Raw genomic sequence first — 12,977 nt, 5'->3', positions numbered from 1 at the left:
TCCACACGCAACTCATGATCAACCTAATCCGCATCAACGACAAAACCACCCACGGCGGCAAAGTAGAAACAGGCTCGCCAACCATGCGCTTCGAGGGACGCTACGTCTTCAGCGCTCTTGTATTTTTCTTTACATATTCAATTCGTTTGGTGCGACGCTGCCAGACTTCCTCACTGGCACATGGCAGGTCAAGGAGATTCACCTTAATACGGAATTCGGACGTACCACCCAGTACACATGGAACGATCCACGCCTGACAGGGCGCATATTCAAGTTCAAGCGGAGCGATGTTACTGACGACACCGACGACTTCCCGGACCGTTGCGTGAACCCCGAGGTGCGTTACATCGGAACATCGTTGAATGATCTGATGCGTTCGAAAGGCGTGTGGCAAGGCGGCCTCGGCGTGTCCTATGCCGCACTCGGAAAGGAAGCCGTGCCGGGCGCCTGGATTGTCCAAAATGTTCGCGAAAAGATGTACCTGCGCTGGCACGACGAGACCATTCTCGTGCTCAGGAAGATCCCAAACAACGCGCCGATCGAAGTTTCGTTTCGATGTGATAAGGCGTCCACAGCAACCGAGCACGCGATTTGCAATTCGTACCAGTTGGCCGCTTTCAATCAGGGCATTGGGGAAGCCTACGGACGCGCGATGGTGCAGGCAAAAACATCGGGAACACAGACAGTCACGCTCAGCCGCAGTCAGCGTCAGTGGATCAAGCACCGAGACGCGTGTGGTCCGGATGCAGCATGCATACTCAAGTCAATGCGAGTGCGTCTCGAAGCACTCCCCACAACGAACCCCAATTGAGCTTGACGCGCGGATGCCTATGCAGCCAGATCTGCAAAGTGCATACGGAAGCGCTGAAAGTAAATGTCGGCGACCTGATCGTCAGGCTCGAGTCACTGCCGGTCAGCCGCGCTCAGTGCATCAGCATCATCTGCACAACCTTCACAATCACCAGAATCACAGCGATAAGTAAATAGCCGCGCAGCACGCCCATCCACACGCGCTTGGCCAACGTGAGATTAGGCGGCGGCAACTCGACAAGCGGCGGCATGCGCCACATATCGCGCGCGCCCTCGGGCCAGCTCTGGGCCGCGGGCGCGCTTTCACCGCGCAGCCAGCGCCACGCAAGCATGGCGGCATGGCCGGCCACGGCCAGCAGCGTGCCGGCCGCGAGGATGTCGATGATGGTTTCGCCGCTCATGTCGGGGTACATGACCGAAGCGGTGAGGACGATCGAAAGCATCACCAGCACCCAGACGACCGCGCCCGTGAACAGATTGAGCGCCTTCGAATTGACCCATGGGCCGAGCACCGCCCGGTCGTTGCACAACAGCAGCAGAAACACGGTCGCGCTCGGCAGCAGCACGCCCGCAAGGGTCTGCACGGCTTCGGTCAGGAGGCCCAGCGGGCTGCCCGGAATCAGCACAATGGCCGCTGCGGCAGCAATGATGCCGAAATAGACTAGGTAAAAGCCCTTCGCGTCGGACACGCCGCGATGCAGCGAATGGCGGATCTTGAACACGTCGCCGATCGCGTAGGCCGTCGAAAGCGACACCGCCGCCGCGCCAATAATGGCCGCATCGAACAGCGCGATCGCGAACAGCACGGCCGAGGTGTGTCCCGCATACTTTTCGAGGCCGGCGATCACGCCGCCCGCGTCGGTGAAGCTGCCGACCTCGGGCTTGCCGGCAAAGAGCTGCGAGCAGAATGCGATCATGGCCACGGCGCCAATCAGCACGAAGAAGATGCCGATCCACAAATCGGCTTTCTCGTACTTCATGAAATGCGGCGTGATGCGCTTGTCGATCACATAGCTTTGCTGAAAGAACAACTGCCACGGCGCAACCGTAGTGCCGACGATGCCGATCACGAGCAGCATCACGTCCGAAAGCTTCGAGTGGGCGGGCCAGCCAGGGATAAAGAAGTCGCGCGCCATTTGCACAATGGGCGGATGAATTGTCACGAGCACGGGCACGAGCAGCAGGCTCAGCAGGCACAGCACGACCGCAAAGCGCTCGAAGCGTCGGAAATCGCCTGTGCCGACGGCCGCCATGGTCAGCGCAGCGGCAATGCACACGCCCAGAATCTTCGGGATACCGAAGAAATTGAGCACGAAGGTAATGCCGATGAACTCGGTCACGATCGTGAGCGCATTGAGGATGAACAGGTCGATCACGCTAAACGCGCCCCAGAACTTGCCGAAGCGCTCGAAGATCAGGCGTGCGTGGCCGACGCCCGTGACCGCGCCAAGGCGCAGCACCATTTCCTGGTTCACGTAGAGCACCGGAACGAGCAGCAGCAGCGTCCAGAGCAGGGTCGTGCCGTAATTCTGGCCGGCTTGCGTATAGGTACCGAAGGCGCCCGCATCGTTGTCGCCCACCATCACGATGAGGCCGGGGCCGATAATGGCGAGCAGCGTGCGCAGGCGCGCCCACCACCCCGAGCGCGGGGCGAGGTCGTAATGGGAGATGGTGCCGAGCGCACCTTGGATATCGCCGAGGTGGGCTTCGTCGAGCACCGCGCTGCGTGGCGGCGATACGTTCGCTTGCGTGAAGTGGGTTGGAGTGGACATGGCGATCCCGTCTTTTGAGTTGTCTGTGTGAATGGCGAGGGTGTGCCGCTTACGAACGGAGATGCTTGAGGCGTTGCCAGAGGCGTGCGCGCAGGCTTGGCGCGGTCTCGTGCAGCGCGAGCATGCTGGTGTAATGGTCGCGCGCCAGTTCGACTTGGGGCAGGCGGGAAAGCAGGAGTGCGTATGACATGATGTTGCTCCGGGCGTCTGGCTCGACGCGTTCGGCGGAAAACCAGCAGGCCCGGTTGGCCATGCGCGCGGAGCGCAGGGTGCGGATATCTACTCGCTTTCCGTGTTCAGAAATAGAAAATTCAAAATCGTCGGACGTATGGGATGACTGTCGCTATCCGGCATGGCGGCTCCCTCATGCGTGAGGCGCGTACATGGAGTACGCGCGTGTTGATCCACGCGCTCGTGCATGGCCCTTTCGCGACACAGGCAGAACCCGGCGAAAGGGCGCGCGCGAACGCAGTTGCGAGCGCAGGCTCGCAACGCCTGCCGTGCGGACGCGCGAAAGCGCTGCCCATACGGCGCTAAATGGTGGGGTGCACGGGGAGTGTTGCTGCGGCGCGCACCGTCTGCCTGCTGGCAGGACGGCGGCTGTGAAAAGGGAGCGCGGACGTCGTGCCGGTCAGGCAGCGAAACAGTTCGAAGATCGACTACTGCAGGTGTCCAAGGCGTTAGCCCCTTTTGTGAAGATTTTTAAATTCTAGGTAGCGGACCTGCGGCGCGTCAACACGTTTTTCGAGGCAGAACAAAAAAGCATCGCGCCGTACAGGCAATTGAAAGAAAGGGAATCGATTTCCACAATAATCTAATTCACCGATTCGACCGCAACGTCGCGCGATTGCCACACGCCCATGACATGCCGGTGACAGTGCGAGCTTCGAATTTTCCTTTCCGCACAAAGTTTTAAGCAGGGGAATTCCGATATTTCCATATTCTGCAATTGACTGTTCCAGCGTGAGGACACGCTGTTCCCCGAGCATGCGCACTTAAACTTCGCTCCAGGATTGACGGGGTGGCTCCAGTACCCGGACCACTTCAGCTCGGTCTGAATGTCACAAAGGAAAGTCATGAAGCACACTTTGATTATTGCGGGCGTCCTCAGCGCATTCGCAGTTTCGGCTCACGCGCAAAGCAGCGTCACGCTGTATGGCGCGCTGGACGCGGGTATCGTCTATGCGAACAACGCGGGCGGCCACGCCGCGTGGAATCAGGGCAGCGGTGCACTGTCCGATACGTACTTCGGCCTGAAGGGTAGCGAGGACCTGGGCGGCGGCGTGCATGCCATCTTCAGGCTGGAAAACGGCTTCAACCTGAACAACGGCCGCGACACGGAAGCCGGCACGATGTTCAACCGCCAGGCTTGGGTTGGTCTGCAAAGCGACCAATATGGCGCGCTGACGCTGGGCCGCCAGTACGATTCGATGGTCGATTACCTGTCGCCGCTCTCGGAAGCCGGTTCGGGCTTCGGCAACAACATGGCGGCTCACCCGTTCGACAACGACAACCTCGATCACTCGTTCTCGATCAAGAACTCGGTCAAGTACTCGAGCGCCAACTATGCGGGCTTCAAGTTCGGCGGCCTGTACGGCTTCAGCAACGATGCGGGCCAGTTCGCGAACAACCGCGCATGGAGCCTTGGCGCATCGTATGGCAACGGCCCGCTGAACTTCGCGGCGGCTTACCTGCAGATGAACAATTCGCGCACGAACAGCAATGCGAATGGCGCGAACTCGCCGGGCAATGGCAATAACTTCAACCTGGCGGCGGAAACGCAGCGCGCCTTCGGTGCGGGCCTGAACTACACGTATGGCCCCGCAACGGTGGGCTTCGTGTGGACCCACACGCAATACCAGGGGCTGATGTCGGGTGGCCAGGGCGGCAATACGCAAATCGTGTTTACGCAACCGAACACGGGCCTGCGCCTCGACAACTTCGAGCTGAACGGCCGCTATGCGCTGACGCCGGCACTGAGCCTCGACGCCTCGTACACGTACACCGACGGCAAGCTCACGAGCAACGTGGGTTCGGCTGATCCGAAGTGGCACACAGTTTCGCTGCAAGCCGACTACTCGCTCTCGAAGCGCACCGACGTTTATGTCGAGGGTGTCTATCAGCACGCTTCGGGCCAGTTGAACGGCGTTTCGAACGTTGCCATGATCAACACGCTGTCGCCTTCGACCACGCCGAACCAGGTCGCCGCAACGGTGGGTCTGCGTCACCGCTTCTAATCGAGGCTCGATCGTCCAATTATCCGATCGGAATTCGGCCCGCTATGCGAAATGCGCTCACGAGGTGCATCTCGCCGGCGGGCCGGTTGTTTTTCCCGGACTGGCTGCGCCGGTTCAATTCGGCGTGATGGCCGAGGGATGCTGGGCCAGCGGCGTTACCGCGATTTTCATGAACGGGAAGAGCGGCAGCGCGGCAAGCAGCGTATGCAGTTCGTCGTTCGACTCCACATCGAAAACGCTGTAGTTTGCGTACTCACCCGCGACGCGCCACAAGTGACGCCACTTGCCTTCGCGTTGCAGATTCTGCGAGAACGCCTTTTCTTCTGCCTTCAATGCATCGGCGTAGCCGGCGTCGGTGCCGTGCGGAATTTGCACTTGCATGTGCACGAGATAGAGCACGTTCGGTCTCCTGTGAATAGCGAGTGGGGTTTTAAACGTTCCGGGATCAGCCCCAGACGAGAATCGCCACCGAATAGACAATGCCGATCCAGAACATCATGATGACCGTATAGCCCATGATGTCCTTGAGCTTGAGTCGCGAGAGCGCGAGCGCCGGCAGGATCCAGAACGGTTGCACCAGATCGTTCCAGGCGTTGCCGAGCATCACGGCAACGGAGGTGTGACCCACGGATGCGCCGATCGTCTTTGCGGCCTCGATCATGAACGGGCCCTGGATGACCCAGTGGCCGCCGCCGGAGGGCGCGAAGAAGTTGATGACGAACGAGCTGATCAAGCCCCAGAACGGCAGCGTGCTGGGCGTAGCGACCTTGACGAAGGCCGCGGAGAGTGTGTCGACGAGCCCCGAGGACGCCATGATCGCCATGATGCCCGCGTAGAACGGGTATTGAAGAATGATGCCGCTGATCGTGCGAATGCCTTCATTGAGTTTCTCGACATAGCGGATGGGCGTGCCCAGCAGCACGATGCCGAGGAACAGAATAAAGAAGTTGATGAGGTTCAGATCGATCGAGCCGCCCTGGACGAAGTGCAGCGCCACATAGCCCATGCCGATTGCGCCGATCACCAGGCTCAACAGGCGGCTGTTGTTCAGGCGATGGGCGAGAGTGCCGTTCTCGTCGGTGTCGAGCACGGGAGCGGCGGCCTTGGGCGCCGCGTCCAGCGCGCGATCGATCTCCTTTACCGGCTGGCCCGCTTTCGGATGCAGCCACGCGTTCAGGAGCGGCAGCGTCACGATGGTCACGAGGCTCGTGATCAGCATGGCGGGCGAGAAAATCGTTTCAGAGAGCGGAATGATGCCCATCTGTGCTTCGAGCGGATGGCCCTTGGTCGAGATCAGCACGGGAATGCTGGCGGAAAGGCCGAGGCCGTAGAGCGTGAAGCCGCTGTATGCCGACGCGATGATGAGCGGATAGTGCACGCCCTTCACGCGCAGTGCGAGCTTGCGCGCCACGATGCCGCCTACCACGAGGCCGAAGCCCCAGTTGAGCCAACTGCCGATGCCCCCCACCAGCGTCGCCACGATAATCGCCGTGCGCGGCGAGTTCACCTGCGAGACGAGCCGGTCGAGAAACCGGTCGGTGAGCGGGGCGGTGGCGAGCACGTAGCCCATCGCGAGAATCACGGCCATCTGCGTCGTGAAGGCGAGCAGTGCCCAGAAGCCCTTGCCCCAGCTTGCCGTGAGCGCGGTGATGGCCTGGCCTTGCACGGTCACGGCCAGCACCATCGTGAGCAAGGTGAGGCCGATCGCAAAGACAAAGGGATCGGGCAAGCACCGGCGCATCAGCTCGGTGAAAAACGCGGTGATTCTTTGCATGGGTATGTCTCTTTTCAGTCGTAATAGTCGTGTGGTCTCTCTTGCGGTGACGTCGCGTTCGCGCGATCGTTCACCTCAATCCTTCTCGGGCGGCGTGCTTTTGCGGTGTTTCGCGAGCCGCATGAGTTGGCGGTCGCGCCACGCCACGCGCGCCTCCCATTGATCGAGCGGCAGCGCCGCGCGCCGCGCGGCCTCCACCTGCGCGACGAGTTCGGGCGTCCACGGATCGTGCTGGCCGCGCTCGGCGCCCATCCGTTCATAGGACGGTCCCATCTTCAGCGCATGCGAGGCGATGCCGCCGCGCGTGTTCAGGTCGGCGGTCTCGAACGGGCCGATCACGGACCAGCGCGGCGCGAGTCCTTCGCGCACCACCGTGTCGATGTCGTCGACGGAGGCCACGCCATCGCGCACGAGGCAATACGCCTCGCGCAGCAGCGCGCCTTGCAGCCGGTTGAAGATGAAGCCGGCCACTTCTTTTTTCACGCGCACGGGCAGCAGGCCCGCTTCGGTATAGAGCGCGATGGCGCGCATGGTGGCGGCCGGCGATGTGAACGGCGCCGGCACGATCTCGACCACTGGCACGAGATAGGGCGGATTGCCGGGATGCGCGACGAGGCAGCGCGCACGGCCCGGCAAGGTTTCATCGACGAATTTCGACGCCGCGAGAAACGACGAGGCACTCGCGAGAATCGCATGCTCCGGCGCGGCGCGATCGATCTGTGCGAAGAGTTCGCGTTTGAGCTCGGCGCGCTCCGGCGCGCATTCCTGCACGAGATCGGCGTCGGCGGCCGCGGCTTCGAGCGTGTCGACCACCTCCACGCGCGCGGCGATTCGAGCCGCGCTTTCGTCGATCAACACGAAGCGCGAGAGGTCCGCGAGACGCGCGGCGAGTTCGGCAGGCGCCGCGGCGCGCCGCGCTGCGTCGGGATCGAAGAGGCGCACGCGCCAGCCCGCGCGCGCGAACTGGAGCGCGAACGCCACGCCGATGCTGCCCGCACCGACGATGCCCGCGCGCCGCGTGCCGGGGACCGTCGCAGCCGCGCCGCTGTGCGCTTCGAGGTGGTCGGCGGATTGCATCGTCAGACTCCCGCGACGCCGACCGTCATGCCGCCGCACACATAGAGCACCTGGCCTGTGACGAAGCCGCTGCGCGCGTCGAGCAGATACGAGGCGGCGTGTGCGACGTCGTCGGGCGTGCCCACGCGCTTCACCGGCACGGCGTTGACGATGGCTTGCGTGCGCGGCGCGCCAGGCGGGTTGGCGCGATCGAACAGCTCGGTGCGGATCGGGCCCGGGCCGATGGCGTTGGCGGTAATGCCGAACGCGCCCAGCTCCAGCGCCCAGACGCGCGTCATGCCGATGAGCGCCGCCTTGGTGGCCGAGTACGCGGTGCGCAACTCCTTGCCGAGCGCCGCGCGCGACGACATGTTCACGATGCGCCCGAAGCCCGCGGCTTTCATGCCCGGCAGCAGCGCCTGCATGCACTGCTGCGCGCAGCGCACATTGAGCGCCCACGCGCGTTCGAGCTCTTCGAGCGTCTGGTGTTCGGCGTCCGCCGGGACCACGATGCCCACGTTGTTGATGAGGCGCGTGATCGGGCCGTCCGCGAGCGCACGCGTGAGTGCGTGCGCCGTGGCCTCGATGTCGGAAAGGTCGGCGATGATGCCGTCGCCCACGCGGTCGATCACGACCGCTTCGTAGCCGTCTGCCTCGCAGCGGGCGGCGCATGCGGCGCCAATGCCGGCGGCGCCGCCAGTGATCAAAACTCGTTCTTTAGCCATATCGGGAATGCGAATCGAGATAGTTTCGGAATGCGAATGAACTCAAACGGTGGCGACCGGCGTGACCGGCGAGCCCATCGCGCCCGGCAGCCGCAGCGGCGGCGCGGTGAGCATGAAGCGCGAGCGCTGGTGCTCGCGCAGCCACGCGGCGAGATCGCGCAAATACCACAGCTCGCCGAGCGGCAGCCCCAGCTTGAAGAGACAATGGTGGTGCAGCGGCATGAGCGGGTGCTCGCCCGGCGTCGCGGGCTCGCGCGCGGGGTAGCGCTCGACTGCGTAGTTGTCGGCGGCGAGCGCTGCAATGCCCGAGTCGGTGATCCACCGCAACAGTCGCGCGTCGCGGCCGTCGAGCGCGCTGCAATGGCTCGCGAGCACGGCTTCGTCGGGCTGGCGGTTCATCTCCATCACCATTTCGGCGAAGCCGGTGCGCAGCACGAGCATGTCGCCGCGCTCCACTTCGATGCGGTCCGCCTGGATCACGCGCATGAGGTCGTCGTAGCCGACCGTGCGGCATTCGCGCCCGAAATGCGCGGCTAGATCGATCAGCACGCCGCGGCCCTGCATGCCCTTCACCGCGAGGTTCTCGATGCCGAGCACATCGGCATGGCTGTGCGCGCCGCCGCAGGCGTGCGGCGCGAAGCCGCTTTCCGCGCGGTATTCCATCGGGCCGACGATATCGCGGTTCGCGCGATAGCCGTTGTAATAGACGCTTTCGGCCACGCCGTCACCATCGGCGTCGAAACGCGCGCCCACGTGCGCGAGCGCGTCCCATTGCGTCGAATACTGCAGCGAGAGCAGCACCTGGTCGTCGCTCACGACATCGGTGGCGCCGGGCTGGTCGCGCGCGAACGGGAAATTCACGTAGGGCAGGCCGTCGCGGAAGGTCGGCCGCAGCACGGGCGGATGGCGGCGCACGTTGAGCTTGCTCTCGCCGGGAAAGTCGAGCGGCAGCGAGAGCGTGAAACTAAGCCCTGCGCGAATTTCGCGCGCGCCCTTGAGCACCTGCTCCGCACCAATGAGATTGGGGCGGCCCAATTGATCATCAGGGCCGAAATCGCCCCAGTTCGAGCCTTCCGGCCGGTTCTTCCAACGCATGCTCTGTTCCTCTCCGTCCTTGCCGGACGGTTGCGCCATGACTGCCGCCGGCGCCGGGCCTTCAGGCGGCCAGCAGCGACGGCGGGATTTGCGCGAATACCTCGAGCAGCGCCTGCACGGCGTGCTGCTCGTTGCTTAGAAGACGCGCCTTGGGCGCGCCGATGACGAGCGCGAACGCTTCGCCGTGAATCAGAAAGCCGCGCGCGAGGCCGGCCACGTCCTCGATGCTTTCGCCCGTCGAGCGATGCCAGCCGTCCGCCACGCCTTGCTCGATCTCGTGCTCGAAGGTTGCGCGATCAACGAACGAACCGCCTGGCGCCACCGTCAACGGCTCGCAACTGTCGAGCAGCTTGCGCCGCGCCGTGGGCGCAAGCGCACCGAGCAGCGCCTTGCCAGCCGCGCTCGTGACCGACATGAAGCCGCCGGGCTCGTCGCTGTAGCGGATCTTCTGGCGCGACTCCATCACGTCGAGATAGACGACGCGGTTGCCCGCGAGCGTGGCGAGCGCGGCGGTCTCGCCGGTGGTGTCGCGCAGCGCGGCGAGCAGCGGCTGGAACATCAGCGTCAGCGGGTCCTCGCTGCAGATGTCGCGCGCGACATGCAGGAGGCGCTGCGTGGGGTAATAGCCGGCCTTCACGCCCGGAGCGTAGAGATAGCCCTTGGCCACCATCGTCTGCAACAGCGCGTGGCAGCTCGATAGCGGGATCTCGGTTCGACGCGCAATCTCGCTGTAGATCATCGGTTGCCGGACTTCGGCAAAGAGGTTGATCACGTCGAAGACGCGCACTGCAGTTTTCACATCCATGAGAGCATTATCGACATATCGATAATGCGCTGACAATATGCTTACGGGTAAACACCTAAATCGCGCGGCTTGGGGCCCAGACTGGGAACGGAGCCGATTCGGGTTATCCCTTGGTTGACGCTATAAAGCGAGCGCTTCATAGTCCGCACCGCCCGGCAACTGTTCGATAAATGAAAGCGTGTTCGTCAATCGAACGGCGACGATGTGCCTGCCACCTGCCTCGAAGCGGCGTGTTTCGCATCGGAAAGGACCTGGGTTCCGCGTGTTTCATATCGGAAACGCGGCGGCTGAAATCGATTTCTGGAGACGTAACGTGGCAGCTTCCTCTCTCGACAACCCGCATCACCAGGCCCGCCAGGCCCGCAAGGCTGGCATTGCCTCGTTCGTCGGCACGACGATCGAGTGGTACGACTTCTACGCATACAGCACGGCCGCGGCGCTCGTGCTCGGCAAGCTGTTTTTCCCTTCGAGCTCGCAGATGGTCGGCACGCTCGCGGCGTTCGCGTCGTTCTGGGTGGGTTTTCTCGCGCGCCCGATCGGCGGAATCGTGTTCGGTCACCTGGGCGACAAGGTAGGCCGCAAGAAGACCCTCATCATCACGCTCATGCTGATGGGCTTTTGCACCACGGCCATGGGCTTTTTGCCCACCTATGCGCAGGCGGGCGTGATGGCGCCGGTGCTGCTCATCTTCCTGCGGCTGCTGCAGGGCATTGCGATGGGCGGCGAGTGGGGCGGCGCGGTGGTGCTGTCATCCGAGCACGCGCCCAAGGGCAAGGAGATTCTCTATTCGGCCTTCGCGCAACAGGGCTCGCCCGCGGGCAACCTGCTCGCGACGGTGGCGTTTCTCGTGATCTCGATGCTGCCTGACCATCAGTTCATGACGTGGGGCTGGCGCGTGCCGTTCCTGATGTCGGCGCTGCTGGTGATGGTGGGCATGTTCATCCGCATGAGCGTGGACGAATCGCCGGCCATGAAGGAGCTGCAGGCGAAGAACAAGGTGGTGAAGCTGCCGATCGGCGAAGTGCTGCGCCACCACAAGTCGCTCGTGGCGATGGGCGTGGGTGCGTGCGTGATCGCGCTTTCGGCCACTTACTTCAAGACTACGTTCGCGCTGTCGTGGGCCGTGACTTCGATCGGGTTCGACCGCACGCAATTCCTGAGCGTCATCACGTTCGCCATCGTCGTGCAACTGATCGTGCAGCCGTTCGGCGCCGTGCTGGCCACGAAGCTAGATCTCCGGAAGGCGATCATCTACATGCTGGTGCCCGAGATCGTGGCGTTGCCGATCATGTTCATGATGATCGCCACGGGGTCGACCAAGCTCGCGATGTTCGGCATGGCGCTGGCCTCGATTCCGCATTCGCTGTACTACGCGGCCATGGCTGGCATGCTCGCAAAGGCCTTTCCGGCGCAGGTGCGCTACACGGGCATCTCGCTCTCGTACCAGATTTGCGGCATGGTGTTCGCGGGCACGACGCCGATTCTCGGCCAGTTCCTGCTGGGCGCCACGGGCAGCATTCTTTCGGTGGTCGCGCTCGGCATCGTGCACGTGATCATCACGCTGGTATGCGCGCTGATGCTGGTGTCGCGCATGCACAGCCAGCAGGCGATGCCCGAGTGCAGCGCGGTGGCGCAGCGGGTTTGACGCACGAGGCGGGGCGCAACGCGCGCCCTGGTATCACCGCCGCCCCGCCTCCCCTTCCAGATAAAGCTCGCGCAACGCCTGCCCGAACACGGTATCCGCTTCGCGCTGCACGCCCGCGCGCGTGAAGAGCGCAATGGGCGGCAGCGTCCAGTCGAAGGTGTAGGGCACGATCGCCACGCCCGCGATATGCACGAGTTCCTCGGCGATATCGGCGGGCACGATCGACACCGCATTCTCGTTCGTCGCGATCATTTCGCCGATCAGCCGCGACGTATAGCTCTCCATGATCGGCACCGGCGGCGCCACGCCCGCGTGCAGGAAGAGGTCGGAAATCTGCTCGCGCATGGGCGTGTTCGGCGCGCCCAAAATCCATTCCAGTTCCGCGAGTTTCTGCCAGCTCGACTTGGCGCGGCCGAGCCGCGCGGCGAGGCGTCGGCTCGCGATCAAGCGCGGCGTCTGCTGGTACAGCACGTCGAAACGCACCTGGTTCACGTCGGCGGTCGACGATGCGCGCCCGATCACGAGGTCGAGCGTGTGGTCGCGCAGGCGCGGCAGCAGCGTGTCGGTCGTGCCTTCGTGAATCGTCATGGTCACGCGCTGTGGCAGGCGCGACTGCGCGAGCCGGATCGCCGCGGCAAGCGTGCGCCCCGAAATGAACGGAATCACGCCCACGTGCATGCGCGTGGCATGGCCCGCATGCACCGCTTCGATGTCGCGCGCGAGGTGGTCGAGGTCGTGCAACATGGCCTGCGCGCGGGCCAGCACGACATTGCCGAGCGCCGTGGGCGTCATGCCGCGCGGCGAGCGATCGAACAGCGGCGCGCCGAACAGGCTCTCCATCTCGGCCAGCGCGTTGGTCACCGCCGGCTGGCTGGTGGCCATGTACTCGGCCACCCGCGTGAGCGAGCCGTGCTGGCGGATCTGCAGCAGCAGCACCAGATGGCGCATTTTCAGGCGCGCGTTCAGGCGCCTCGTGACTTCTTCGGTACTGAATGACACGGCCGGCAAGCCCCAGGAGGGGTATCAGGAAAAAATAATGGCCCCATACTAAATCAAAA

12 protein-coding genes and 1 pseudogene are annotated in these 12,977 nt (G+C 63.5%); 4 read left to right on the top strand and 9 right to left on the bottom strand.

Going from position 1 to position 12,977, the window contains the following annotated elements; all coding sequences use genetic code 11:
* Positions 1-14: 14 nt before the first annotated feature.
* Positions 15-107 (top strand): annotated as a pseudogene (locus P5W99_RS23040) (PAAR domain-containing protein); the annotation flags it as partial.
* 218 nt (positions 108-325) lie between these two features.
* Positions 326-811 carry a lysozyme inhibitor LprI family protein gene (locus P5W99_RS23035; RefSeq protein ID WP_421025699.1) on the top strand — a complete coding sequence of 162 codons (486 nt, stop codon included), beginning with the start codon at positions 326-328 and terminating at the stop codon, positions 809-811.
* A gap of 112 nt (positions 812-923) precedes the next feature.
* Here P5W99_RS23035 and P5W99_RS23030 read toward each other — a convergent pair whose 3' ends face one another.
* Together P5W99_RS23030 and P5W99_RS23025 are read right to left on the bottom strand one after the other, a co-directional pair.
* Entirely contained in the window at positions 924-2,582 is a 1,659-nt protein-coding gene (locus P5W99_RS23030; RefSeq protein ID WP_434663127.1) for an NRAMP family divalent metal transporter, read from the bottom strand.
* A gap of 49 nt (positions 2,583-2,631) precedes the next feature.
* Entirely contained in the window at positions 2,632-2,772 is a 141-nt protein-coding gene (locus tag P5W99_RS23025; protein WP_421025697.1) for a hypothetical protein, read from the bottom strand.
* 886 nt (positions 2,773-3,658) lie between these two features.
* Between P5W99_RS23025 and P5W99_RS23020 the strand changes: the two genes are divergently transcribed.
* The gene (locus tag P5W99_RS23020) at positions 3,659-4,819 is read left to right on the top strand and encodes a porin (protein WP_421025696.1); all 1,161 of its coding nucleotides are present in this window, start codon (positions 3,659-3,661) and stop codon (positions 4,817-4,819) included.
* 114 nt (positions 4,820-4,933) lie between these two features.
* On the opposite strand, the gene catC is transcribed toward P5W99_RS23020, so the two are convergent.
* The 6 genes from catC to P5W99_RS22990 form a co-directional block, all read right to left on the bottom strand.
* Positions 4,934-5,218: a muconolactone Delta-isomerase gene (gene catC / locus P5W99_RS23015; protein WP_421025695.1), complete on the bottom strand. Its 285-nt coding sequence runs from the start codon at positions 5,216-5,218 to the stop codon at positions 4,934-4,936.
* Positions 5,219-5,264: 46 nt separating this feature from the next.
* A complete protein-coding gene (locus P5W99_RS23010) occupies positions 5,265-6,593 on the bottom strand; it encodes a short-chain fatty acid transporter (protein WP_421025694.1) in 1,329 nt (442 codons plus the stop codon).
* 75 nt (positions 6,594-6,668) lie between these two features.
* The gene (locus P5W99_RS23005; RefSeq protein ID WP_421025693.1) at positions 6,669-7,670 is read right to left on the bottom strand and encodes a 3-hydroxyacyl-CoA dehydrogenase; all 1,002 of its coding nucleotides are present in this window, start codon (positions 7,668-7,670) and stop codon (positions 6,669-6,671) included.
* Between the two features lie 2 nt (positions 7,671-7,672).
* On the bottom strand, positions 7,673-8,374 hold the full coding sequence (locus P5W99_RS23000; RefSeq protein WP_421025692.1) for an SDR family oxidoreductase: 702 nt from the start codon (positions 8,372-8,374) through the stop codon (positions 7,673-7,675).
* A gap of 42 nt (positions 8,375-8,416) precedes the next feature.
* Positions 8,417-9,469 (bottom strand): cyclase family protein, encoded by a 1,053-nt coding sequence (locus tag P5W99_RS22995; RefSeq protein WP_421027020.1) that lies wholly within the window; start codon positions 9,467-9,469, stop codon positions 8,417-8,419.
* A gap of 61 nt (positions 9,470-9,530) precedes the next feature.
* The gene (locus tag P5W99_RS22990; protein ID WP_421025691.1) at positions 9,531-10,274 is read right to left on the bottom strand and encodes an IclR family transcriptional regulator; all 744 of its coding nucleotides are present in this window, start codon (positions 10,272-10,274) and stop codon (positions 9,531-9,533) included.
* A gap of 313 nt (positions 10,275-10,587) precedes the next feature.
* On the opposite strand from P5W99_RS22990, the gene P5W99_RS22985 reads away from it, so the two are divergent.
* Positions 10,588-11,919 (top strand): MFS transporter, encoded by a 1,332-nt coding sequence (locus P5W99_RS22985; protein WP_421025690.1) that lies wholly within the window; start codon positions 10,588-10,590, stop codon positions 11,917-11,919.
* A 33-nt stretch (positions 11,920-11,952) separates the two neighbouring features.
* Here P5W99_RS22985 and P5W99_RS22980 read toward each other — a convergent pair whose 3' ends face one another.
* Positions 11,953-12,918: a LysR family transcriptional regulator gene (locus tag P5W99_RS22980; protein WP_421025689.1), complete on the bottom strand. Its 966-nt coding sequence runs from the start codon at positions 12,916-12,918 to the stop codon at positions 11,953-11,955.
* Positions 12,919-12,977: the final 59 nt, after the last annotated feature.

Source organism: Paraburkholderia sp. A3BS-1L (assembly GCF_051125215.1).
Classification (GTDB): domain Bacteria; phylum Pseudomonadota; class Gammaproteobacteria; order Burkholderiales; family Burkholderiaceae; genus Paraburkholderia.
The sequence above is the reverse complement of the archived record's forward strand: the minus strand, read 5'-3'. Positions and strand labels throughout refer to the sequence as shown.